At 58.1% G+C, this 22,213-nt stretch carries 22 protein-coding genes; 15 read left to right on the top strand and 7 right to left on the bottom strand.

Annotated elements, in window-relative coordinates; genetic code table 11:
- Positions 1-39: 39 nt before the first annotated feature.
- Entirely contained in the window at positions 40-2,598 is a 2,559-nt protein-coding gene (locus tag NCG89_RS04625; RefSeq protein ID WP_251088599.1) for a circularly permuted type 2 ATP-grasp protein, read from the top strand.
- Positions 2,595-3,473, top strand: a complete 879-nt coding sequence (locus NCG89_RS04620) for a transglutaminase family protein (RefSeq protein ID WP_251088598.1) — start codon at positions 2,595-2,597, stop codon at positions 3,471-3,473. The genes NCG89_RS04625 and NCG89_RS04620 overlap by 4 nt, the downstream gene beginning before the upstream one ends.
- 53 nt (positions 3,474-3,526) lie before the next feature.
- On the opposite strand, the gene NCG89_RS04615 is transcribed toward NCG89_RS04620, so the two are convergent.
- From NCG89_RS04615 to NCG89_RS04605, 3 genes are read right to left on the bottom strand one after another with little or no spacing between them, the layout of a single operon-like run.
- Positions 3,527-3,973: a chemotaxis protein CheX gene (locus NCG89_RS04615; protein ID WP_251088597.1), complete on the bottom strand. Its 447-nt coding sequence runs from the start codon at positions 3,971-3,973 to the stop codon at positions 3,527-3,529.
- Positions 3,974-3,977: 4 nt separating this feature from the next.
- Positions 3,978-4,346, bottom strand: a complete 369-nt coding sequence (locus NCG89_RS04610; protein WP_251088596.1) for a response regulator — start codon at positions 4,344-4,346, stop codon at positions 3,978-3,980.
- Between the two features lie 9 nt (positions 4,347-4,355).
- Positions 4,356-6,449, bottom strand: coding sequence for an ATP-binding protein (locus NCG89_RS04605; RefSeq protein WP_251088595.1), 2,094 nt, complete (start codon positions 6,447-6,449; stop codon positions 4,356-4,358).
- Between the two features lie 355 nt (positions 6,450-6,804).
- Between NCG89_RS04605 and NCG89_RS04600 the strand changes: the two genes are divergently transcribed.
- On the top strand, positions 6,805-7,560 hold the full coding sequence (locus tag NCG89_RS04600; RefSeq protein WP_251088594.1) for an SDR family NAD(P)-dependent oxidoreductase: 756 nt from the start codon (positions 6,805-6,807) through the stop codon (positions 7,558-7,560).
- 42 nt (positions 7,561-7,602) lie between these two features.
- On the opposite strand, the gene NCG89_RS04595 is transcribed toward NCG89_RS04600, so the two are convergent.
- Entirely contained in the window at positions 7,603-8,073 is a 471-nt protein-coding gene (locus tag NCG89_RS04595; protein WP_251088593.1) for a hypothetical protein, read from the bottom strand.
- 323 nt (positions 8,074-8,396) lie between these two features.
- Here NCG89_RS04595 and pyk point away from each other — a divergent pair, with 323 nt between their 5' ends.
- Both pyk and NCG89_RS04585 read left to right on the top strand, forming a co-directional pair.
- Entirely contained in the window at positions 8,397-9,818 is a 1,422-nt protein-coding gene (gene pyk / locus NCG89_RS04590; protein WP_251088592.1) for a pyruvate kinase, read from the top strand.
- A 34-nt stretch (positions 9,819-9,852) separates the two neighbouring features.
- Complete coding sequence (locus NCG89_RS04585) at positions 9,853-10,740, top strand: AEC family transporter (RefSeq protein WP_251088591.1); 888 nt, start codon at positions 9,853-9,855, stop codon at positions 10,738-10,740.
- A gap of 46 nt (positions 10,741-10,786) precedes the next feature.
- Here the strand turns inward: NCG89_RS04585 and NCG89_RS04580 are convergent, their stop codons facing one another.
- A complete protein-coding gene (locus tag NCG89_RS04580; RefSeq protein ID WP_251088590.1) occupies positions 10,787-11,284 on the bottom strand; it encodes a DUF3806 domain-containing protein in 498 nt (165 codons plus the stop codon).
- A 219-nt stretch (positions 11,285-11,503) separates the two neighbouring features.
- Between NCG89_RS04580 and dapA the strand changes: the two genes are divergently transcribed.
- The 6 genes from dapA to NCG89_RS04550 all read left to right on the top strand — a co-directional run bounded on the left by dapA (position 11,504) and on the right by NCG89_RS04550 (position 16,495).
- Entirely contained in the window at positions 11,504-12,382 is an 879-nt protein-coding gene (gene dapA / locus NCG89_RS04575) for a 4-hydroxy-tetrahydrodipicolinate synthase (protein ID WP_251088589.1), read from the top strand.
- Positions 12,383-13,399 carry an NlpB/DapX family lipoprotein gene (bamC, locus tag NCG89_RS04570; RefSeq protein ID WP_251088588.1) on the top strand — a complete coding sequence of 339 codons (1,017 nt, stop codon included), beginning with the start codon at positions 12,383-12,385 and terminating at the stop codon, positions 13,397-13,399.
- 23 nt (positions 13,400-13,422) lie between these two features.
- Positions 13,423-14,181, top strand: a complete 759-nt coding sequence (locus NCG89_RS04565; protein WP_251088587.1) for an MBL fold metallo-hydrolase — start codon at positions 13,423-13,425, stop codon at positions 14,179-14,181.
- A gap of 37 nt (positions 14,182-14,218) precedes the next feature.
- Positions 14,219-14,935 (top strand): phosphoribosylaminoimidazolesuccinocarboxamide synthase, encoded by a 717-nt coding sequence (gene purC / locus NCG89_RS04560; RefSeq protein WP_251088586.1) that lies wholly within the window; start codon positions 14,219-14,221, stop codon positions 14,933-14,935.
- A gap of 248 nt (positions 14,936-15,183) precedes the next feature.
- Complete coding sequence (locus NCG89_RS04555) at positions 15,184-15,606, top strand: CBS domain-containing protein (protein ID WP_251088585.1); 423 nt, start codon at positions 15,184-15,186, stop codon at positions 15,604-15,606.
- A gap of 133 nt (positions 15,607-15,739) precedes the next feature.
- Positions 15,740-16,495 carry a class I SAM-dependent methyltransferase gene (locus tag NCG89_RS04550; RefSeq protein WP_251088584.1) on the top strand — a complete coding sequence of 252 codons (756 nt, stop codon included), beginning with the start codon at positions 15,740-15,742 and terminating at the stop codon, positions 16,493-16,495.
- A gap of 12 nt (positions 16,496-16,507) precedes the next feature.
- Here the strand turns inward: NCG89_RS04550 and dapE are convergent, their stop codons facing one another.
- Positions 16,508-17,644 (bottom strand): succinyl-diaminopimelate desuccinylase, encoded by a 1,137-nt coding sequence (dapE, locus tag NCG89_RS04545; RefSeq protein WP_251088583.1) that lies wholly within the window; start codon positions 17,642-17,644, stop codon positions 16,508-16,510.
- Between the two features lie 231 nt (positions 17,645-17,875).
- Here dapE and NCG89_RS04540 point away from each other — a divergent pair, with 231 nt between their 5' ends.
- Complete coding sequence (locus tag NCG89_RS04540; RefSeq protein WP_251088582.1) at positions 17,876-18,064, top strand: hypothetical protein; 189 nt, start codon at positions 17,876-17,878, stop codon at positions 18,062-18,064.
- A gap of 127 nt (positions 18,065-18,191) precedes the next feature.
- Positions 18,192-18,488, top strand: a complete 297-nt coding sequence (locus tag NCG89_RS04535; protein ID WP_251088581.1) for a hypothetical protein — start codon at positions 18,192-18,194, stop codon at positions 18,486-18,488.
- A gap of 66 nt (positions 18,489-18,554) precedes the next feature.
- Here NCG89_RS04535 and NCG89_RS04530 read toward each other — a convergent pair whose 3' ends face one another.
- Positions 18,555-19,322, bottom strand: a complete 768-nt coding sequence (locus tag NCG89_RS04530) for a DUF2889 domain-containing protein (RefSeq protein ID WP_251088580.1) — start codon at positions 19,320-19,322, stop codon at positions 18,555-18,557.
- Between the two features lie 227 nt (positions 19,323-19,549).
- Between NCG89_RS04530 and NCG89_RS04525 the strand changes: the two genes are divergently transcribed.
- Both NCG89_RS04525 and NCG89_RS04520 read left to right on the top strand, forming a co-directional pair.
- Positions 19,550-20,719 carry an aromatic ring-hydroxylating oxygenase subunit alpha gene (locus tag NCG89_RS04525; protein WP_251088579.1) on the top strand — a complete coding sequence of 390 codons (1,170 nt, stop codon included), beginning with the start codon at positions 19,550-19,552 and terminating at the stop codon, positions 20,717-20,719.
- A gap of 65 nt (positions 20,720-20,784) precedes the next feature.
- Entirely contained in the window at positions 20,785-21,927 is a 1,143-nt protein-coding gene (locus NCG89_RS04520) for an acyl-CoA dehydrogenase family protein (RefSeq protein WP_251088578.1), read from the top strand.
- Positions 21,928-22,213 lie beyond the last annotated feature (286 nt).

Below are 22,213 nucleotides of genomic sequence, written 5' to 3'. Positions count from 1 at the left end.
TAAGACCAAGACCCCTGGGTCGCGGAAACCTGGAACGCCATGCAAAAAACTGCGACCAATCCCAGCGGCTCGGAACCCATGCCATTAGACCGCTTCGACTATAAGCCTCAGCACAGCCAGTACGACGAGGTGCTGGGCGCTAATGGCGAAATTCGCGAACACTGGCATTATCCCATGCAAGTGCTACGGAGCATGGGCCCGGAGGCGCTACTAGAGCGTCAGCGCACCGCCAAGCGAATTCTGCGGGATGACGGCGCCAGCTATAGCCCTGGCGACCAGCTCAATATCAGCCATACCTGGAACCTCGACCTGCTGCCCCTGATTCTATCCAGTCAGGAGTGGGAGGTGATCGAAAATGCCCTGCGCGAGCGGGCCGAATTGCTTAACCTGATCCTCGACGACCTCTACGGCGAACGAAACCTGATCAAACATCGGGTCATTCCGCCGGCAGCGGTGTATGGCCATCCCGGATTTTTGCGAGCCTGCGATGGCATTCGGGTGCCCGGTCAGCACCAGCTGATCTTCCATGCCTCCGACCTGGTGCGCAATCAACAGGGCGAGTGGTTGGTGATTGGGGACCGCACCCAAGCACCTACCGGCACGGGCTATGCGCTGGAGAACCGCACCGTACTGCGCCGGGTAATGCCGAGCCTGTTCCGGGATACCCACGTTCACCGGCTGTCCAATTTCTTCCTCGCCTGGCGGCGAAAAATGGCTGAACTCAGCCAGTCCAAGGACTCGCCCCTGGTGGTCTACCTGACCCAGGGCGCGTTCAAGGAAAACTCCTTCGAAGACGCCTACCTGGCCAACTACCTGGGCTATCCGCTGGTTCAGGCCCGGGATTTGACGGTGCGCAAAGGCAGTGTGTGGCTGAAATCCCTCGACGGCCTGCGCCGGGTCGACGTGGTGTTGCGCCGGGTTGATGACGAGTACACCGATCCCCTGGTGTCACGCTACGATTCCTCCCAGGGGGTGCCAGGGCTGCTGGAAGTGGCCCGTAGCGGAGGGGTGGTAATAGCCAATCCCCTGGGCAGCGGCGTGTTGGAAAACCCGGTGCTCGCCAAGTACATGCCGGCCATCGCCCAGCACTTTTTAGGCCGGGAGCTGCGCCTCAACTCGGTTCAGACCTGGTGGTGTGGCGACGCTAACGACCTGGAATATGTCAAAGCGCATTTTGATGAGTTGTTGATCCGGCCGACCTATCGTCTGCCGGGAAAGCACAGCATTTTTGTCAGTGATTTACCGCCCCAGAAGCGCCAGCAGTTGCTGGCGGAAATTCTGGCCAAACCCCGGGACTATGTCGCGCAAGTGGCGGTGTCGCCGTCGCATACCCCGGTGCTCAGTGGTGCGTCTTTCAGCAGTCGCCCACTGGTGATGCGCGGGTTCACCGTTGCCAGTGGCAGTTCCTACAATGTGATGCCCGGTGGCCTGACTCGGGTGGGCAGCCGTCAAGATACCCTGCACATTGTCAGTCAGTACGCCGGTGCCAGTAAGGACACCTGGATTCTGGAATCCGAGCCGGAAGTGCCGGAGGCCCAGCCTGACGATTTTATGGCCCGGCAAAAAATGGAGCGCAGCTTCAGCCTGCCCAGCCGGGTCATCGAGAACCTGTACTGGTTTGGTCGCTATGCCGAGCGGGCCGAATCGGGCCTGCGCCTGGTGCGCACCGCCTTCGAAGAGCTGAACAGTATTGAGCCGCTGGCCGAACACCTGCGTCGGGTGCTGTTGGAGGCGGTCACCCACTTGACCGCAACCTATCCCGGTTTTACCGCCGAGGACGCGGATTTTTCGGCCCCGGAGCAGGAGTTGCTGGATCTGGTTGCCAACCGCGCCCGGCAGGGCAGTATTGCCCACTGTCTGGAATCGATTCTGCACTCGGCGGGCAGCGTCAAAGAGCTGCTCTCTAACGACATGCTGCGGCTGATTAACGACGTGCGCGACGGTATGGAGTACCTCAACACCAATCTTGCCTCGAGCCTGCAGGCCGCGCCGGAAGAGCTGCTCGACCCGCTGATCACCACCCTGCTGGCCCTGTCGGGTTTGAGTCAGGAAAGTATGGTGCGGGGGCGGGCCTGGCGCTTTATGGAAATCGGCCGCCGCATCGAGCGTGCCCAGCGCACCGTGGAATTGCTGCGCCATACCCTGGTCACCGGCGCGGAAGGCAACAGTGTGCCGCTGTTAAAGCCGGTGCTGGCCAGTCTCGAGTCACGCATTGTGTACAAGCGCTATTACCGCACCGGGTACCGCCTCGATAAAGGCTTGGAGCTGCTGCTGTTTGATCCCCAGAACCCGCGCTCGGTGTTGTTCCAGTTGGAGGCGCTCAAGGATCATTTGGAAGATGTCAGTGGTCCCATTCGTGGCGTACAGGTGACCGACGACATGCGCTGTGTGCTGCGGGCGGTGAATAGCCTGTTGTTGTCGAGCCTGGCGGAGTTGTCCAAGCTCAACGAGGAAGGAACGGAATTTCCAACACTGGATGAGCTGTTGGCCTCTCTGGAGGATGATCTAAATAACGCGGCCCAATTCTTGGCTGATCGCTATTTCGATCACACCTCGGGCCCTCAGCCCATTGAGATGAGCGGCAGGGGGCTGCAGTGAGATATCGGATCAGTCACACCACCAAATACGATTACGCCGATCAGGTTAGCCAGGGCTACAACATTGCCTACCTGATTCCCCGGGACTGCCGGGGACAACGGGTGGTGTACAGCGATATTCGTATCGACCCGGTGCCTGCCACCCGGATACGCAGAGAAGACTATTACGGCAACGTGGTCTGTCAATTTTCGGTGGAAAAGCCCCATCGCAGCCTGTCGGTGACGGTAGAGAGTGAGATTGAGATTGCACCCTCCGAGAGTCGCCTGCTGGGCAGCGGTATTACCTGTGGCGAAGTGTTAAAGGTGCTGGAGGAAAGTCGCGCTCAGGACGATATCGAGGCCACTGAATTCTGTTTTGATTCCCCCATGCTGCAGGGCAGCAACGAGCTGGCGGATTTTGGCCGTGACCTGTTTCCCGCTGAACGCCCGTTTATGGAAGCGGTGGCGGCCCTCAACAGCCGGATATTTACCGACTTTCAGTATGATCCGGGATTTTCCACGGTGGCCACGCCACTGGCGGAGGTGTTGGAAAATCGCCGCGGGGTTTGTCAGGATTTTGCCCATCTGGCCATTGCGGTGCTGCGCAGCCTCGGGTTTGCGGCGCGCTATGTCAGTGGCTACCTCGAGACCTTGCCGCCGCCGGGTCAGCAGAAACTGCAGGGCGCTGATGCCTCCCATGCCTGGTTTTCGGTGTATGTCCCCGGCGATGGCTGGAACGATTTTGACCCCACCAACGACCTGATTCCCGCCGATCAGCACATCACGACCGGGTGGGGACGCGACTACTCCGACGTGACTCCGCTTAAAGGAATTGTATTCGGCGGGGGCAGTGATCAGTCCCTTACCGTCGCCGTCGATGTCGAGCGGGTGTCTTAAGTCCCGGCCCGAGCTGCCCCAAATGTGCCCCCTTCGAGACAGTCGATTTGCCGCTACTGCAGGCAAATTACCATTGCTGCCTGATAGCTGCGCCAGGTGGCCGGAATCACATAGGAGCGCAGGTCCGTCGGCAGGTGGATCTGATTTGGGGCGCCGGACACCACGACCGGCACAGAAATCATAAAGTTTTTCCCCAGCTCCCGGCGGGCATTGCCGGAAATCGTGTTGGCCAGTTCGCCCACCAGATCCACCATATTGCTCTCCGACGTATCCGGTTCGCCAAGGCTGATGATCAGGTGCTTTAGCATTGCCTTTGGCGCGGTGAAGTACACACAGCCTTTACTGGACCCGGAAACGCCGATGATGCCGGTGTAGTCCATTGAGACCGGGGCGCTGTTGGGGGCCAAATAGGGGGTGCCCAGACGCAGGTCGTTGTCTTTGGTGTGTTCAAAGTAGCGGCTAATGCCGTCAATAAAAATCTGTAAATTGTCTTCGTGCATGGTGTTATCCCAGGTGATCGGTTAGGGCGTCCAGGGCGTCGCGCAGTTGCGCCTCGCTGAAGGGTTTAAGCAGAAAGCCGCTGGCGCCGCGCTCCAGGGCTTCAATACCGGTGGCCTCGTCTGACAGCGCCGACACCACCAAAATCAGCACTTCCGGCAGCATTTTAGACAGGGCGCTTATGCAGCCGATTCCGTCGAGGTTGGGCATGGTTAAGTCCATGGTGACCACGTCAGGTTTGCAGTTGTGGGCCAGGGTGAGCGCCTCGCGGCCATCCCGGGCCACTGCCACCACATCGAAGCGCTTGCTGTCGCAGGCCCGCTGGATTTTAGAACGGATGATGTTCGAATCATCCACAATCATCAGATTTAGCATGCAGTTTCCTCAGGCAGCGCGCGGTAGCGATGCCAACGCTCTGGGAAGATGAATTCTGAAGGTGGTGCCCACACCGCGGCGGGATTTCACCGTGATGCGACCGCCGAGATCGTTAACAATGCGCCGCACGGCATACATGCCGATGCCCCGGCCAGCATCCTCGTCAACCTCGTCCTGGGTGGATAGCTGGGGGTGGAAGATCAGCGCCATAACGGCTTTGCCGTCCAGGCTCTCTGCTTCTGTTTCGTTGATCAGCCCCTTATCGAGGGCTACCTGGACAATTTTGTCCCGATCGAGCCCGGCGCCATCGTCTTCTACCGTCAGCTCAAGGCTTTGGTCCAGGCGCCCAACCAGGCGAATATGGATTTCGCCCCGGGGCGGCTTTTGTGACTGCCCGCGCACCGCGCAAGGTTCGATGCCGTGGCTGACGGCATTGCGCAACAACTGTAAGGCGATACTGTTGAGCTGGGCTTTCAGTTCGTCGCTGAGGCAGTAGTCGTTAAAGCCGCTGCACACCACCTCCACCTCTTTGTCACGGCGCTGGGCAATTTTGTCGGCTAGGTGTTGTAAATGATCGAACTCGAAGCGGCTGGCGCGCGCGGTATTGGCACTGCCCGGTCCGACGAGACCAGCCACTTTGGCCATCATTGCCTGAACAGCTTCGGTTTGGGTCATCAGCTTGTTCAGGTAAACCGTCAGCCCCAGAAAATCGTTGCCACCGAGTTTCGGGAGCTCCTGCAGTGCGCTGAGCTGGTCCTCAAACTCGTGGGCCTGCTGGGCAAAACTGTCCAGATTCAGGGCGGCCGCTTCGCCCTTGTAGTTGTGAATCAATGCGTAGATCTGGCGCAGCTTTTCCAAATACTGCAAGCGCGTTTTGGCGGGGCTCTTGAGTACATCGTTGATCTGCTCGAAGCAGCGGACGCTGTTCTCCAGGAACAGATTGAGCAGGGTGGTGTCGCTCTGAACGATGGTAGACAACATCTCCAATTGCTCTTCGCCTTGCTGTCTGGCGGCCTCCAGATCCTGAGCCAGTTTCACCTGCCGGGAAATATCCTGCACGGTGACCAGAACGTGAATGATTTCGCCGTCTCGCAGTACTCTGGAAAAGGCAAAGCTGAGGTGTTTGTTCTGGAAGCTGCCGTCGGCCTGGGGAATATGCACTTCGACTTGTCGCAGCGGATTGAGGTCGCCTATCAGCTTTTGCTTTTTGCGGGGATCGAACAGCAGCTTGATGAAACTGCGGGCGGTGTGGCGGTCCTTGTCTGACACAATATTGCTTAGTAGCTCGTCAAAGTCGCTGCCGGCGATATCACTGCGCAAAAAGATTTCGTTCAGTTCTGCGGAGTACTGACTGCCAATACGCTGCGCCTGATCCAGCAGAAACAGGCCCTCACTCACGGTGTCGAGAATTTCCCGGGTTTCACTTTGGGCGGCGGCGATCTTTTCGTCGCTTTCCTGAAGCTGGCGCAGAAAGTGGAACATGATGATGAAGAAGTTGATGACCGCCAGGGTGATCCCAACGGTTTGAATCAGGCGTAAGCGCTTGGCTTTGGATGCGGCATAGTTTTCCAGGTCAACCGTCAGCACGTTCATGAGCCGCAGCAACTCAAGGTTGTTTGCCCGGCCGTAGTCGATGGCTGCGGCTAACATGGGTTGGCTGAGGGGCCCGCCGTTTTGCGCGCTGGCCAACAGGGCCCGCAACTGCTGATGAAACGGTGCCCAGATTTCGTTGGCGCTCGCAATTGCTGCCCTGCCGTCTGCCGTGCTGACTGGTTGCAAGACCTGCTCCTGGCTGTCTGCCCCGGGAGTGACCCCGCCCTGATCAAAGGCGCCCAGCGTGGTATCGAAAACGCCAACGGTATTGTCGAGTTCTATCAGCGCCTTTTCGCGGGTCGCTTCGCTGTTGGCGGAATCGAGGTCAAGCAGTGACTTCATCATGCGCTGGGACAGCATGCGCTGGCGCCCCGCCAGGTTTACGCCGACGGCGTCCTCGGCAATCTCGAAGGAGATATAAAAATTGAGCATCAACACCGAGGCATCGAGCAGCAGGAAGAGCGCTACCGACACGATAATGCCGCGGTACTTTGCAAAATCCAGCTTCATAGTGGGTCTCCATTCTGTTTTTACTAGCGGTGCTGCTGGCTGGTCTGTTGACCGCTTGAGCAAGGACCAGGCCAGGTGGGGTGACAATGTTTGCCAGCCGCGGCCTGCCTGGCTTTGGCGGCGATGCCCTGGGGGTGCTGCACGCTATGCGTGCGCGAGATGAGAGGAGGCTCGTTGGTGATAATGTGCATATATTGTGCATCTTTTGGCGCACTGCACTGCATTTGTACCCTTGCTGCGTTTGCGGTAGCGGTATTTTCGGCCGGTGCAAATGTGGCGATTTTTCCTTGCCAGCAAGGGGTGGCTGATGCATTGTCGAAGCCGGGCTCAAACAATAATGATGGGAGCGCAGGGCATGGCTTGTTTGCAGAACAAGGTGGCGTTGGTGACCGGCGGTGGTCAGGGTGTGGGTGCCGGGGTGGCCTTGGCACTTGCCAGCGAAGGTGCCACGGTGGCGGTGCTGGGTCGAACGCTGGGGCCGCTGGAAGCAACCTGCGCTGAAATTCATCGCCGTGGTGGTCGAGCAGAGGCCTTTGTTTGCGATGTGATGGAGCTGGAAGACATCGAGTCTGCCGTGCAGGAAGTGGTGGATGAATTCGGCGGCATCGATATTTTGATCAACAATGCCCAGATTGTGCCCCTTGGCGACATCCTGGAATTAAGTGAGGACGAGTATCACCTGGGCATGGACTCTGGCCCGCTTGCTACCTTCCGCTTTTTAAAAGCCTGTTATCCCTATCTGCGTGGTGAAGGCGCGGTGGTTAACATGGCCAGCTCGGCCGCCGTTCGCGGTAATTCCGCTGGCTATGGCGCCTACGCTGCCGCCAAAGAAGCCATCCGCGCCCTCAGCCGCGCTGCCGCCTGCGAATGGGGGCCAGACAATATCCGGGTCAACTGCGTCATGCCCCTGGCGAATTCCCCTGCCGTTGCCAGCTGGGTGGAAAGTGGCGAAGACGACGTTGCTGCCTTCCTGGAGTCGGTACCACTGGGCAGAGTGGGTGACTGCGAAGAGGATATCGGCAGGGTGGTGGTGTTCTTGTGCAGTGCCGACGCCGGTTTTATCACCGGACACACCATCCCGGTTGATGGCGGTCAGGCCCTGTTACGCTAGCGAGCCTGCCCAAATTATCTGGCAGACTCCCTTGCCCTCTTCCTAAAGCGCGAGGCCGCCGTCCAAAATCAGGGACAGGGGGTCAAACAGTACGGTCAATCCGTTCAGCGGCTGGGCGCCGCCGCCCAAGGTCGCCAGCACGGGATTTACCGGGGCGACCAGAATATCCAGTGGCGCTGCCAAAACCGCGCCCAGTCCGTCCTGAGAAGTCAGTGCGACGACCGGAGCCAGTACGCTATCCAGCGGCCCGTAAAAATTGGAAAGCCCCTTCAGAGAATCGCCGCCCAGTACCAGGTCGGTAAGCGGCGCGCCCAATGCGAGACCGCCGAGGAGTTGATCTGACAGGGGCGCACTGTTGATGAGCTCCCCGGCGATCGGTAGCAGGTCGCCGACGGCCAAGCCCGTCAGCGAGGTCACCAGATCAGCGGGTACCAAGGGGGCAAGATTGATGCCCTGTGCGTGGGTGTTCATTGCCCCCGCCAGCAATGCGGTGGCCAAGATCGTTCTTTTCATACATTTCTCCCAGCGTGGTGCTTTGTTATGTGTAGTGGTCCCAGTGTTCTGTTACAGGGGGCTTTTCAAGTGCGCTGTAAAAACTAATATTAATAGATAAATGGGGCAAGGGCTTTGATAGCAGGACGTGACATATGCACGAATTGGCTGTGTCATAGCGTTAGTAAGCTGAAGATTGCCGCTTCTGACTCGGTGATACCGCTGGGGGCGTTGACCTGGCGGCGCCGATAAAGAAGGATGAATCCAACTGTCGAAGGGAAGGGGAGCAGGGTGTAAACTGCTATTTTTCCTGCCTCAATCACTGAAACAAGGTTGTTTCCCTCATGCGTCGTACAAAAATCGTTGCCACTGTCGGCCCCGCCTGTGACTCACGCGCGTCACTGGCTGCCATGGTCAAAGCAGGTGTGAATGTCTTTCGATTGAATTTTTCGCACGGCACCGCAGAGGAGCACCGTGCTCGGGCGGCGCTGATTCGGGAAGTCGCCAGCGAGCAAAATCAACACGTTGGCCTGTTGGGTGACCTCCAGGGCCCTAAAATCCGCCTGCGTAAGCTTGCCCAGGACCCGGTGCGCCTGCAGCCGGGCTTGCGCCTGGTGCTTGATACCCGCTTGGCCGATGGTGAAGGGGATGGCCTGCATCTCGGCGTCGATTACGAGCCGTTGGCGCGCTCGGTGAGTGCTGGCGACACCCTGCTGCTAGACGATGGTCGCCTGCGCTTGGTGGTCGAGAAAGTGGAGGGCGAGGAGGTGCACTGTGTGTCGGAGAGCGCCGGCAATCTGCACTCCCGTAAAGGAATCAATCGTCTCGGCGGCGGCTTGTCCGCCCCGGCGCTGACCGAAAAAGACATGGAGGATATCCAGCTCGCCGCCGAGATTGGTCTGGACTTTATTGCGGTGTCCTTTCCCAGTAGTGCCGATGATATTCACGACGCACGCAGCAAGCTGCAGCAGGCGGGCTGTCTGGCGAACATCATTGGTAAGATCGAGCGGGCCGAGGCGGTCGCCAATGAAGCCCATTTGGACGAACTGATTAGAGCGTGTGACGGCGTAATGGTTGCCCGGGGTGACCTTGGTGTAGAGATTGGCGATGCCAGCCTGATCGGTCTGCAAAAGCATATTATCAAGCGCTCCCGGGTGCTCAATCGGCCGGTGATTACTGCCACCCAGATGATGGAGTCGATGATCCAGAATCCGGTCCCCACCCGAGCCGAAGTGTTTGATGTGGCCAATGCGGTGCTCGACGGCACTGACGCGGTGATGCTGTCGGCTGAGACCGCTTCGGGCCAGTACCCGGTGGAAACCGTGGTGGCGATGGCGCGCAACTGTGAGGGCGCCGAGCAGTACCCCTCTGCACGCAAATCCAGTTATCGGCTGGAGCGGCAGTTCGACTCAATTCAGGAAACGCTGGCGATGAGTGCGGTATACGCCGCCAACCATCAAAAGGGCGTTAAGGCCATTGTGTCGCTGACCGAGACCGGCCGCACGGTGCTGTTGATGTCGCGATTGACGTCGGGCATTCCAATTTATGCCTTCAGCAGCCACGGTGAAACCTGCAGTCGGGTCAGCCTCTATCGTGGCGTTTATGCTCAGCGCACCGCGCGCCACGACACCACCATTGAGGAGTGCGTGGCGGTACTAAAAGAAAAAGGTCATGTTGCCGTCGACGATGTCCTGCTGGTGACCCTCGGTGACACGGTGGGCATCGATGGCCACACCAATACCCTGAAGATGGTGCGGGTGAGCTGATTTTCAGCTGGATCAGCCATGTCGGGAGCCTGATGTGTCCTTTGTTCTGCCTTTGCTGCCGGTCATCCTGCCGGTCATATTCTGTGCCGGCCTGGGCGTAATTTGGGCCTACACCCGGCAACCTTTTGATCAGGAGTTTGTGCGCCGTTTGGTCATGTGGATCGCGGCACCAGCGCTGATTGTGGGTACCCTGGGTGAGGTGTCCATGTCCCACTCTGTGCTGCGGGAAGTGGTTGTCGCCTCGGTGCTGATGATCGTGTTGTCTCTGCTGCTGGCGGGGCTCGCCTGTCTGGTGTTAGGGCAATCGCCGCGGGACTTCCTGGTGCCCCTGGTGTTTGGCAATTACGGCAATATGGGGTTGCCGCTGTGTCTGTTTGCCTTCGGGGAAGAGGGGCTGGTCTATGCCCTGGGCATTTTCGTGGTCACTGCGCTGCTGCATTTTTCCCTCGGGGTTGCTTTGCTCAGAGGGAGGGGCAGTGTTGCGGGACTGCTCCAGACACCGATTGTTTACGCTGGTGTAGTCGCCTTCGGCCTGATTTTGTTCGAGATTAAGTTGCCGGTGTCACTCGCCAACACTCTGGATATTCTCGGTGCGCCGGCGGTGCCGCTGATGCTGATCACCTTGGGTATTTCGCTGGGCAGCCTGCGGGTGGGTGGCCTCGGACACTCGTTCCTGCTGGGCTTGCTGCGTTTGGCAGTGGGGTTGGGGGGCGGTGTGCTAACGGTGTGGCTGCTTGGCCTTGAGGGCATGCTGGCGAAGGTGTTGCTGGTACAGTCGGCTACGCCCGCTGCAGTCTTTAATTATCTGCTGGCAGTGCAGTATGGCCGCCGCCCAGAGGCAGTAGCCGGTATCGTGGTGTGGTCGACCGTGCTCAGTTTTGTCAGCATTCCGCTGTTATTGGCGGTTATTGGTGTTGGCTGAGCCCGCCGATGGATATCGGCGAGGCCCTGTTGCAATGGCTTTGCTATCAACGGACGATGATCTTCTTGCGAATGTCAGCGATTTCCTGCTCGAGTTTTTCGTAGATCGCCTGCACGTCAACGTTGGCACCTACCGCCGCGCGGCTGGAGATTTGGGTGACGGGGAAGATGAAATCCTCTTTAAAGGGGACTTCCAACGCGCGGCTGCGACCGACGTTATCGACGTAAATCACCCACTTCAGACTGTTTTCCTTCTGCAGGTGACGACCCAGCACAATGCCCATGGCCTGGAGCAGTTTCGTGTCGTCGCCATCGACCAGCTTGCGATCGAGCAGGGTTTGAATAATGTCCAGATCCTGGTCCCGGTTGCGGGTGTGTTCGTTGCTGAGGCTGCGGCCCAGGCGGATTTGCGCCAGGTCGTTCAGTTCGGCAACGGCGGTGTCCATAAAGCGCTCGTCCAGTGGTGTCAGTTCATCCACGCGCAGCGGTTCGGCTTGACTCAACGAGGCCAGGGCCAGACACAGACCAAGAATTAGCAAACGCATTTTTCAGACTCCATTATTCGTTATTCGCCGTGACCGGCGGATGTCGATTGTAGCGTATTTGCGTTAGACAGGGACCGGCGAGCGGGGTTTCCCGGGAGGACCGGCCGTCGGCGATAAAAACTCCGTGAGTGAGCCCCTCGCTGAGGTGATTTGTCCCTTGAGCTGGGCTGCACTGGCCAGTACCATTAGCGGCTTGCATCAATTCTGGAGAATAAAGGCATGGTAAGGGGCAGTATTGTTGCCTTGGTCAGTCCTATGCACCCCGATGGCAGTATCGATTGGGCGGCGTTGTCGCGCCTGATTGATTGGCATGTGGCTCAGGGCACCGACGGGCTGGTCGCCGTTGGCACGACCGGAGAATCCGCTACCCTCGGAATGGATGAGCACAAGATGTTCATCAAGGCCTGTGTCGACCAGGCGGCGGGACGCCTCAAGGTGATAGCTGGGACTGGCGCCAACTCAACCAGTGAGGCGATCGAGCTGACTGAGGTGGCCAAGGAAGTCTGCGCAGACGCCTGCCTGCTGGTCACGCCGTACTACAACAAGCCCACCCAGGAAGGTCTGTATCAACATTACATGGCCATTGCTGATGCGGTGGATATTCCCCAGATTCTCTACAATGTGCCGGGCCGCACCGCCTGCGACATGAGCAATGAGACCACCATTCGCCTGGCTGAGCATCCCAATATTGTGGCAATCAAAGATGCCACCGGGGATGTGCCCCGGGGCAAAGCCTTGATTGATGCTGTGGGTGATCGTCTCGACGTGCTGTCCGGTGATGACGCTACCGCGATGGAGCTGATGCTGGTGGGCGGGAAAGGAAATATCTCGGTGACCGCCAACGTTGCTCCCGCTGCGGTGAAGGCGGTTTGCGATGCGGCCATGGCGGGTAACCGGGCCGAGGCCGAGGCGGCAAATGGGCCGCTGGCCAGTTTGAACAAAAAACTCTTTCTCGAATCCAACCCGATTCCCGTAAAGTGGGCGCTCCTCGAAATGGGGTTGATGGAGAGCGGTATTCGCCTGCCCCTGACGCCTTTCAGTGAGCGTTACCACGCGGAACTTCGAGCTGCCCTTAAAGAAGCAGGATTAATAAATTAAATGAGCCATTCTATGCGCCGCGTCGGTCTTCCCCTATTGGTTGTTGGTCTGAGTGTTGTGGTCAGTGCCTGTGCATTTCGGGACCGGGGGCAGGATTATCGTCGGGCGGAGTTGAGCAAGCCGTTGGAGTTACCTGCTGGTGTCAGCAGTGAGACGTTGGGTGATAAATACAGCGTGCCTGGCATCGAGCGCTACCAGAAGCTACCGGGGGAGTTTGAAGTGCCGCCGCCGGAGCCCATCGCCCGCAACGTCGGTCGCTCGGAAGTGCGGATTCAGCGCCTCGACAATGAAGCCTGGATTCTGATGGACGGTGTGCCTGGCCAAATTTGGCCCCAGATTCGCGCCTTTATGAACGCGGCGAGCATGGAAGTCGCTCGCGCTGACGTGGAGCAGGGGCTGTTGGAATCCACGTGGATGCAGCCGAGTAAGGGTGGCGCCGCGGAACGGTTTCGCTTCCGGGTGGAAGAAGGTGTTCAGGCGGGTACTGCCGAAGTGCACATAACCCAAGCGGTTAATGATGGCAGCGACCGCTGGCCTGCCCGCTCGGTGAACCCCGACCGGGAAATGGAGCTGGTCAAATTGTTGGCTCAGTTTCTGGCCGACACCCAGGGCAAGCACAGCGCCGTCTCGGTGCTAGCCAAACGCGGTGGCACCAAAGGCAAGATTTTCCTCGAGGGTGAGGGGGATTACTCCTTCCTGCGGGTGCAACTGCCCTACGACCGTGCCTGGGGCGCTCTGGGCCTGGCACTGGAAAAGGCCGGCTTTGAAATTGAAGAAGCCTCCCAGAACGTGAATAAGTTCTGGGTGAGTTACATTCCGCCCCAGACTGAAGATCCGGGTTGGTTCAAGAGCTTCTTGTTCGGCGATCCACGGCCACCTGTGGCGCGCTATGTGATTGAGATGAAACCGGTTGCCGATGAGGAAAACCTGGTGTACCTCAATTACCAAAAAGGTCGCCGCCTGCGTGATGCCGAACGGCAGCAGGTGCTGGAGCGGATCAAAGGCTATCTCTACTAATTCATTCCACCGGAAAGGGCGCGATGCGATTTGCCTCCCTGGGCAGCGGCAGTAAAGGGAATGCGACACTGCTGGAGACGGCAGAGCAACTCATCCTGGTGGATTGTGGCTTCACAATTAAGGAGACTGAGCGGCGAATGGCGCGGCTCGGTCGCCAGCCCTCCGATCTCTGTGCCATTCTTGTGACCCACGAACACAGTGACCATATCAAGGGCGTGCTGCCCCTGGCCCGCAAATACCAGTTGCCGGTCTATGCCAGCTATGGAACCGCCCAGTACGGGCAGATGATGGAATTCCCGCTGTGGCGGCCCTTGAGATTGGGAGAGGTGTTGCCCTTGGGCGCGGTGGAGGTGACGCCGGTTGCGGTGCCCCACGACGCCAGAGAGCCCTGCCAGTTTGTGTTTCGGCACCGTTCCCTGCGCTTTGGGCTGCTCACCGATTTGGGTAGTATTACGCCTTTCGTGAAAGCGCATTACCGTGACTGTGATGCGCTGTTGCTGGAGTGCAATCACGACGTGGAGATGCTGCGGGTGGGGCCTTATCCACCCGGGCTCAAACGGCGGGTCGGTGGCGACTGGGGCCATTTAAACAACGCCCAGGCGGCCAGCCTGTTGCAGGCATGTCAGGTTGAACGTCTGCAGCATGTGGTGATGGCGCATCTCAGCGAACAGAACAATACGCCGGCCCTGGCTCAGGCTGCGATTGCTCCCCATTTGTGTGGCAGCGAGGCTTTGTTATCGGCCGATCAGGAAGCCGGTTTTGGCTGGCTGGAAATAGTGTAGTTTCAACCTTTATTAAGCAGTGCTTGCGAGGCAGAAGATGGAAAAACGCGAAGAGTTGTATTCTGGGAAGGCGAAGTCGGTATTCAAAACCGATGACCCGGATCGCTTTGTGCTGAGTTTTCGGGATGACACCTCGGCCTTCGATGGCCTCAAGGTTGAACAGCTGGCTCGCAAGGGCATGGTGAACAACAAGTTCAACGCCTTCATTATGGAAAAGCTCCAGGCGGCGGGCATTCCCACTCACTTTGAAGCTTTGCTCAACGATACCGAATCGCTGGTCAAGCGCCTGGATATGATTCCGGTGGAGTGTGTGGTGCGCAATATCTCTGCCGGTTCGCTGGTGAAGCGCCTGGGTGTGGAGGAGGGGCTGGAGCTCAATCCGCCGACCTTTGAATTGTTTTTGAAGAATGACGCCCTTCACGACCCGATGGTCAACGAGTCGCTGGCCCAATCCTTCGGCTGGGCGACCGCCGAGCAGCTGGCCAAGATGAAGGCCCTGACCTTCGAAGTGAATACCGTGCTCAAGAAGCTGTTTTTGGATGCCGGTATTCTGCTGGTGGATTACAAGCTGGAGTTTGGCGTATTCAGCGATGGCCAGGTGTATCTCGGCGACGAGTTTTCACCCGACGGCTGCCGCTTGTGGGACAAGGATACCCGCGAAAAGCTTGATAAAGACCGTTTCCGCAAGGGGCTTGGCAATGTGGTCGAAGCCTATGAAGAAGTGGGCCGCCGTCTGGGTATGCAGTTCGACTGACCCGATCTCCAGGTTCGAACAGCGACCGGGGTGAGACGGCTACGGCCTTCACCTCCGGTCCGGTGTCAATGGTGGAGGGGGAAACGTCTACCACTGATGACGATTCGGCTATTGCTCATGTGCGGTACGTACAATAATAAGCGCGTGGTCATTGGCCTTAATTTGCTTGCAACTTTGGCCGTCGTTCCCTGTCCCTGACAGTGGGGGCATTGCCCCCGCTTTTAGAATCCAAGACGAGGAGCGAGACCATGCAAATCAAGCAAGTGATGACCTCCAAGCCCGAGTACCTCGATGCCACTGCCACTATTCGTGAAGCCGCCATTAGAATGGCAGAGCACGATCGTGGCTTTACTCCCATTGCCGAGCGGGAAAAACTGGTGGGCGTGGTCACCGATCGAGATATCGCCCTGCGGGGTATTGCCAACGGGGTCACCCCAGACGACCCGGTCAGCTCGGTGATGAGTGGCAAGTTGTTGTACTGCTATCAGGACGACAAGGTTGAGGACGTACTGCAGAACATGCACGATCAGCGCGTGCAGCGCTTGGTGGTCCTCAATAATGATCGCAACAAGGACTTTGTTGGGGTGGTGACGCTCGCCGATATTGCCAAGCATTGCGAGACGGATGATCTGGCAACGCGAGTCATGCACTGCTGTCGCCAGTACCACTAAACGCTTTTTGGTTGGCCGGTGTGTTGGGCTGCTGCTAAGCCCGCGTGTGCCGGCCACAATTTTCTTGGGCCACGGCGCCGAATTCCCTATCATAGCGGGCATCGCTGTCAGCCCGGACCCCGTCTTCCCGCCCATGCCTCTTGTTCCTCCACCTCTGATCTGGAACCCCGATGGTGATGCTCATATCGACGGGTTGGTGACCCAGCTGGGCTTGTCCGTGGTGGCCGAGCCACCTGAGAATACCGATAGCCTGCTGGTATTTTTTAACGAGGGCCGGCTGGTGGTGGGGCGTCATCCCTCACATCGGGAGCACCCCATTTGCGTGGATTTCGCCGAACAATATCGCTTGCGTCGACCTGGAAAGGAGTTGTTGTTAAAGGCCATTGGCGGGCGCCGCGCGGGGCTCACGGTGGTGGATGCAACCGCTGGTCTGGGTCGCGACGGATTTCTCATGGCCAGTTACGGTGCCCAGGTGAGCTTGTGTGAGCGCCACCCGGTGGTGGCGGCCCTGCTTGCCGATGGTTTGGCACGGGGCAGCCGGGCCGAGGCGGAGGTGGCGGAAATTGTGAGCCGTTTGCGCCTGTCGGCCATCAGCGCGCTTGAAATGCTGACCACGGCGACCCCCGATGTGATCTACCTCGACCCGATGTTTCCGGAATCGAAAAAGTCCGCCCTGGTGAAAAAGGAGATGCGCCTGTTCCATTCGCTAGTGGGCAGCGACGAGGATACCGAAGCGCTTTTGGCGTTGGCCCTGCAGCGCGCCAAGCATCGGGTAGTGGTCAAGCGCCCGCCCCATGCACCGCCAATCGCTGGGCCGTTACCCCAGTTTGCGGTTAGCGGCAAAGCGGTGCGTTTTGATATCTATCCGCTGCGGGCTTTTCCCACCTGAACAGCCGATCGCTCAAGCCAGCAGCTTTTCCAGCATCACTTCATACAGGTTTGAAAGCGTATCGAGATCGGCAGCGCAGACCTGCTCATCGACTTTGTGGATGGTCGCGTTGACCGGGCCTAACTCGACAACCTGGGCACCGGTGGGCGCAATAAAACGGCCGTCAGAGGTGCCGCCAGCGGTGGACAGCAAGGTCTCCCGACCACAAACCTGGGCGATGGCCGCCTGGGCCGCTTCCACCAATGGGCCTTCTGCGGTGAGGAAGGGCAGGCCGCTTAAATTCCAATCGATCCGGTAGTCAAGGTCGTGCTTATCCAGTATCGCCAGGGTGCGGCGCTTGAGGTCGTCCTCGGTCAGCTCGGTGGAGAAGCGGAAATTAAATACCACTTCGACCTCACCGGGGATGACGTTGGTGGCACCGGTGCCGCCATTGATATTGGAGATCTGGAAGGAGGTTGCCGGGAAAAAGTCGTTGCCTTCGTCCCAGACTTCGCTGGCCAGTTCCGCCAGTGCCGGCGCCGCTTGATGAATAGGGTTCTTGGCCAGATGGGGGTAGGCCACATGGCCCTGGATGCCGCGCACTTTTAGCACCGCGCCCAGTGAGCCGCGGCGGCCATTCTTGATAACGTCGCCGACTTCTTCAGTGGAAGAGGGCTCGCCCACCACGCACCAGGTAATTTTTTCATTTTGTTGCTCGAGCCATTCCACGACTTTTACCGTGCCATTGACCGAGGGGCCTTCTTCGTCACTGGTGATCAGAAAAGCAATACGGCCAGTATGGTCGGGATGTGCAGCCACAAAGCGTTCACAGGCGGTGACCATCGCCGCCAGGCTGCCCTTCATATCGGCGGCGCCCCGGCCCAACAACATGCCGTTTTCAATGACCGGTTCAAAAGGCGGTTGCTGCCAATTTGCCTCCGGCCCGGTAGGTACGACATCGGTATGCCCGGCAAAACACAGTATTGGGCCTTGCTCGCCCCGCACCGCCCAGAAATTGTCTACCTCGGCAAAGCGCAGGCGTTGGCAGCGGAAGCCAATGGCCTCCAGACGAGCCATCATCACTTCCTGGCAGTCTTCGTCTTTGGGGGTCACAGAGGGGCGGCGAATAAGGTCGCAGGCAAGTTCCAGAGTCGGGCTTAACGAGGTCATAGTTTGCGTCACAACGGAAAAGCGCAGAGTTTATCAGATTCCCGCCCGGCGGCGGCCGTAGGAGTTCGGAGCTGCCGCGATTTTGTCATAAAAGCATCGTTATTCTGTCATCCCCAAGCTCTAGTCTTTCCGATGCCGGGGATGGGCCCGGCTAGGATAGGCCTGGACAGGCACTGTCCGGAGCGATCATTCCTGGTTAGCACTTTTTTTAAAGCAAGGACAGGTGAGACGATGAGCCGATTTGAAAGAATCCACGGTAGCCACTCCCAAACCCACCAGCAGACCGTTCGTGCTGAAATTGCCCGCCAAATTGAGGAGTTTATTCAGCATGGTGGCCGCATTGAACAGTTGTCCGGCCCGAATTTTCAGCCCCATAAAGAAGTGCGAATCAACGGCGCTTCATTGAAAGATTCGCTATAACCACGCGGCACTTGCACCGCCAGCGTCTGGCATTAATGCCATTACTGGTTAAGATAAAATTCAGAACTCCGAGTGCAGTATCAGGTACTAAGCTATACGCCATGATGGCCGCTACGAGGAGATGGATATGAACAAAACAGTGATGGCATTGACCGCCGCGTTGGCGATGAGTATCTCTATTCCGGTGCTGGCAGCACCGCCCCATGGTCTGCCGCCAGGCCTGCAAAAGAAGGCGGCCCACGGCAACCTGCCTCCCGGTTGGCAGAAGAAGCTGGCCGTGGGGCATCGGCTGGATCGAGATATTTATGCCCACGGTCATATCATTTCGCCAGTGGATGATCGCGGCTATATCACGGTAGAGATTGAAGACCGCCGCCTCCGCCTGTTGGCTGCCACACTCGAAATTGTCGATATTCTCAACTGATCTCGGTGAGAGTCGAGAGAGAATCAAAAAGCCGCGTTCGTCGCGGCTTTTTTGTGTGCGAGTGCCCTAGATAAAGCGCAGTAACTGCTCTGGGGTATCACTAAAGTCTCTGACTGGGTTTGCCGTGCGAAGGGCCGTTTTCTCCCGGCCTTTGGAGTAGCTGTAGCAGGCGCCAGGTGGAGGGCCAAAGGTATCTGCAGGCTCTCCGGCGAGGGCCGCCATATCCCAGCGGCGGGCATTGGCGACCATCAGGCCCCGCTGCAAGCCAAAGGCGCACAGCAGAGCATCACCGCTGAATTGGGATTTCGCCCAGTGGGCAAAGCCCTTGAATGCCGACTGGCCAGCAAATTCGGTGGGTTCAGCCAGCTTACCCTGACGCACTACCCAGTGGTGAATGAGCCGATGGTTGAGAAAAATTTTGCCATCGATCGCCCCGTCAACTTCGTCACCCACCGCCACATCAAACTGCTGCAGCTCTTCTTCGCGCTGTGCAAATTCGATGGCCAGCAATGCCATGTCATACAAGTGGGTGCAGTGATGGTGTTGCGGGCTGTGCTGGCGGTAGATATCGGCATTGTCGCTGAGTGGTAGACCGATCAGATCGGTGAGTTGGCCCGGTGCGCCTCGACAGCTGGTTACCGGCGCGCGAATGACCTCACCCTGTAAGTCGGTAATGTTCCCGGCCTGATGTTGCATCAGCAATTTCATGGCATGGGAGCAGTCTTCCATAACGACTTCAATGGCGCCTGGCTTACGGCTTAGGAGGGTGCGTCGCCGATAGATTCCCTGACCGTAGCCGGAATTTGGTGGAGCGAATTCTTCTGGCGTGCCCATAACCTTTTACCTTTGTGGCACCTCATTTAAACGGTAACCACTATTATCTACTTTTGTTAGATAATAGTGGTTGAGGCGTCCCTTGGCCACTATCTCTTTATCTATTGACATTAGATTAATGCCTGCCTAAGCTATTTGCCGATAAATCGAATAACTGTTCATACGCCCTTGCCAAGGGCGTGTGCGACGTGAATTGGTAGCGCGAATAGGTAGACAGGAGAACGGAAATGGAAGCCAAAAAGGCAAGCGTTACGGCGGCTCCCATGGGCTTGACCGACAGTCAGTGGGAGGCCATCCAGGCGATTCGTCCCCTCGAAGAAATGGCGATGCCGACTGACGAAGCCAGCCGTCCGGTCAGTATTTATTTGAGCGATCAACGCTTTGAGGCAGAGCAGCGAGATCTGTTTAAAAAGGCGCCGGTGGTGGCGACCATGTCGGCGTACCTGCCAGAGCCGGGTATGTCCCTGGCCCAGGATTGCTACGGCGTGCCGCTGCTTATCACCCGCGACCGGGAAGGGGTTGCCCGGGCGTTCATTAATGCCTGTCGTCACCGGGGTTCAAAACTGGTGGAAGGCAATGAGCCAGTGAAATCCGCGCGGATTTCCTGCCCCTATCACGCCTGGACCTATGCGGCTGACGGCCAGCTGATTGGTATCCCCCGGCAGGAGACATTTCCTTCGTTGAAGAAGTGCGATCTGGCGCTGGTTCCCTTGGAAACCTTCGAGGGCGGTGGCTTCATCTGGGTGGGTTTGGATCACAAATATCAGCCCGCGCCGCTGGAAGGCACCGATCAAATTTGTGCCGATCTGGAAGCGCTGGGCCTGGACAAAATGTACGTGTACGGCCGTCGGCATTACGATTTGCCGACCAACTGGAAGTTTGTGATTGAGCCCTTTCTGGAGGGCTATCACGTGCAGCGCCTGCACGCCCAGTCAATTGCCAAGCTGTTTGATGATGTACCCAGTGTCTACGACCAGATTGGCCATCACCAGCGTCAGGTGTCCGGCAAAGCCAACTTCGATCCGGCCATTCTCGACGGCAATATTGACAACCTGCACAAGTACATTACCCATGCCTACCTGGCATTTCCCAACACGATTGTGGTGACCAGCCCCTACTATATCAGCGTGATGGTGCTTTGCCCCCGGGCCGCCAATCGCACGGTGGTGGACTACTACATGCTGGTGAAAAGCAAACCCGACAATGAAAAGGCCGAAGCGCTTTATGCCAAGTCTTACAAATTGATTGACGAGGTCTTTGGTGGTGAAGACTTCCGCGCGGCGACCATTCAGCAAGAGGCTCTTTCGGCCGGCGGTGTCGATACCGTGCATTTCGGTGGCCTGGAACGGATGATCGGTCCCTTCCATGACTCGGTGGAATCCTTTCTTACCGAGTGAGACCGTCGCGCCGAAAATAAACCTATAAATAAAATGCCAGCACTAAGGTAACGGGGGATACACCAATGGATTTTTCCTTTACTGACGAGCAACAATTATTGCGTCGCAGTCTGCAGGGATTTCTCAGTGATCGTTATCGCTTTGAGCAGCGCCGGGAAGTCGCGGCGGCGGAGCCAGGTTGGCAACCGGCTATTTGGCAGGCCTTTGCGCAGGAACTCGGTATTCTTGCGCTGCCGTTTCCCGAGTCCCAGGGCGGTTTGAATGGCGGCGCCGTCGACATCATGTTAGTGATGGAGGAAATGGGGCGGGCGCTGGTCGTCGAGCCCTTTCTTGAAACGGCGGTACTCAGCGGCACCTTGTTAAAAGCCGATGGCGGCCCCAAGGCCCAGCAATGGATTGGCGACATTATCGAAGGGCGCGCGGTGGTGAGTCTTGCCTGGTCGGAACCTCACAGCCGATTTAACCCAGCGGCCATAGAGACCGTCGCGCAAAAGGACGGCGACGGCTGGCTGATCAGCGGACATAAGTCGGTCGTGATTGCCGGCCCCTGGAGCAATGCATTTATTGTCAGTGCCCGCACCGCCGGTGGCCCTGGTGACGCAAGTGGTGTCTCGTTGTTTTTGGTGAGTGCCGATGGGGCCGGGCTCAGTGCTAAACACTATCCGACCATTGACGGCCGGCGGGCCTCGGATCTGCAATTTGATCAGGTTCGGGTGTCCGCAGATGATCTTCTGGGGCCTGTGGATGGCGGATTACCGCTGTTGGAAATGGCGCTGGATACCGCGCTGGCAGCCCAATGCGCCGAAGCGGTCGGGGTGTTGTCGGTGCTTCAGGAAGACACGGTGAGCTACAGCAAAACCCGAAAGCAGTTCGGGCAGGCCATCGGCAACTTTCAGGCCCTGCAGCACCGCATGGTGGATATGTATATGCAGCTGGAAATGGCGCGCTCGGCCTGTTTGCTGGCGACCCTGAATCTTGATGCCGACCCGATCGAGCGGGCGATTAACACCTCAGCGGCGAAGGTGACCGTGGCCAAGGCGTGTCGCTTTATTGGTCAGAATGCGGTGCAGTTGCACGGCGGTATGGGGATGACCGACGAGTTGAATATCTCCCACTACTTCCGGCGCGCCACCCAGATCGAGGTCGAGTTTGGTAGTGTCGATTTCCATCTGGCGCGCCATGCCCGCCTGCGCAAACAGGCGGCCTAGGGCCTGTTAATACTAATTGGATTGCGCCTGTTGCGGCTAAAAAATCGCCAATCAAGGAGTGAGGAGAGAGGTTTGGTGGTTCCAAATGAACGAAAGCTGGCCCCGCGAGCGCAGCGAGTGCTTTGGGTCCGAACAACGAAGAGTGGCGGGTTTTTAGCCACAACCCGGAGGGCTGGGGCCATTTTTTCCCCCCAGCTTTGTTGGAGGTCGCTTATTTGGAATGACCAAACTGCGTTCCCTCCGCCCGGGCGGCGTACCAGCTAGCTGGAGGCAAAAATGACCTCCA

The organism is Spongiibacter taiwanensis (assembly GCF_023702635.1).
GTDB classification, from domain to species: Bacteria; Pseudomonadota; Gammaproteobacteria; order Pseudomonadales; family Spongiibacteraceae; genus Spongiibacter; species Spongiibacter taiwanensis.
The sequence above is the reverse complement of the archived record's forward strand: the minus strand, read 5'-3'. Positions and strand labels throughout refer to the sequence as shown.

Excerpts from the sequence above, each read along its gene's own strand:
- NCG89_RS04600 (WP_251088594.1), top strand. The coding sequence starts at position 6,805 with ATGGCTTGTTTGCAGAACAAGGTGGCGTTGGTGACCGGCGGTGGTCAG.
- NCG89_RS04550 (WP_251088584.1), top strand. The coding sequence starts at position 15,740 with ATGCCTCTTGTTCCTCCACCTCTGATCTGGAACCCCGATGGTGATGCT.
- purC (WP_251088586.1), top strand. The coding sequence starts at position 14,219 with ATGGAAAAACGCGAAGAGTTGTATTCTGGGAAGGCGAAGTCGGTATTC.
- dapE (WP_251088583.1), bottom strand. The coding sequence starts at position 17,644 with ATGACCTCGTTAAGCCCGACTCTGGAACTTGCCTGCGACCTTATTCGC.
- bamC (WP_251088588.1), top strand. The coding sequence starts at position 12,383 with ATGAGCCATTCTATGCGCCGCGTCGGTCTTCCCCTATTGGTTGTTGGT.
- NCG89_RS04615 (WP_251088597.1), bottom strand. The coding sequence starts at position 3,973 with ATGCACGAAGACAATTTACAGATTTTTATTGACGGCATTAGCCGCTAC.
- NCG89_RS04530 (WP_251088580.1), bottom strand. The coding sequence starts at position 19,322 with ATGGGCACGCCAGAAGAATTCGCTCCACCAAATTCCGGCTACGGTCAG.
- NCG89_RS04540 (WP_251088582.1), top strand. The coding sequence starts at position 17,876 with ATGAGCCGATTTGAAAGAATCCACGGTAGCCACTCCCAAACCCACCAG.
- dapA (WP_251088589.1), top strand. The coding sequence starts at position 11,504 with ATGGTAAGGGGCAGTATTGTTGCCTTGGTCAGTCCTATGCACCCCGAT.
- NCG89_RS04625 (WP_251088599.1), top strand. The coding sequence starts at position 40 with ATGCAAAAAACTGCGACCAATCCCAGCGGCTCGGAACCCATGCCATTA.
- pyk (WP_251088592.1), top strand. The coding sequence starts at position 8,397 with ATGCGTCGTACAAAAATCGTTGCCACTGTCGGCCCCGCCTGTGACTCA.
- NCG89_RS04555 (WP_251088585.1), top strand. The coding sequence starts at position 15,184 with ATGCAAATCAAGCAAGTGATGACCTCCAAGCCCGAGTACCTCGATGCC.
- NCG89_RS04610 (WP_251088596.1), bottom strand. The coding sequence starts at position 4,346 with ATGCTAAATCTGATGATTGTGGATGATTCGAACATCATCCGTTCTAAA.
- NCG89_RS04520 (WP_251088578.1), top strand. The coding sequence starts at position 20,785 with ATGGATTTTTCCTTTACTGACGAGCAACAATTATTGCGTCGCAGTCTG.
- NCG89_RS04535 (WP_251088581.1), top strand. The coding sequence starts at position 18,192 with ATGAACAAAACAGTGATGGCATTGACCGCCGCGTTGGCGATGAGTATC.
- NCG89_RS04565 (WP_251088587.1), top strand. The coding sequence starts at position 13,423 with ATGCGATTTGCCTCCCTGGGCAGCGGCAGTAAAGGGAATGCGACACTG.
- NCG89_RS04580 (WP_251088590.1), bottom strand. The coding sequence starts at position 11,284 with ATGCGTTTGCTAATTCTTGGTCTGTGTCTGGCCCTGGCCTCGTTGAGT.
- NCG89_RS04605 (WP_251088595.1), bottom strand. The coding sequence starts at position 6,449 with ATGAAGCTGGATTTTGCAAAGTACCGCGGCATTATCGTGTCGGTAGCG.
- NCG89_RS04525 (WP_251088579.1), top strand. The coding sequence starts at position 19,550 with ATGGAAGCCAAAAAGGCAAGCGTTACGGCGGCTCCCATGGGCTTGACC.
- NCG89_RS04595 (WP_251088593.1), bottom strand. The coding sequence starts at position 8,073 with ATGAAAAGAACGATCTTGGCCACCGCATTGCTGGCGGGGGCAATGAAC.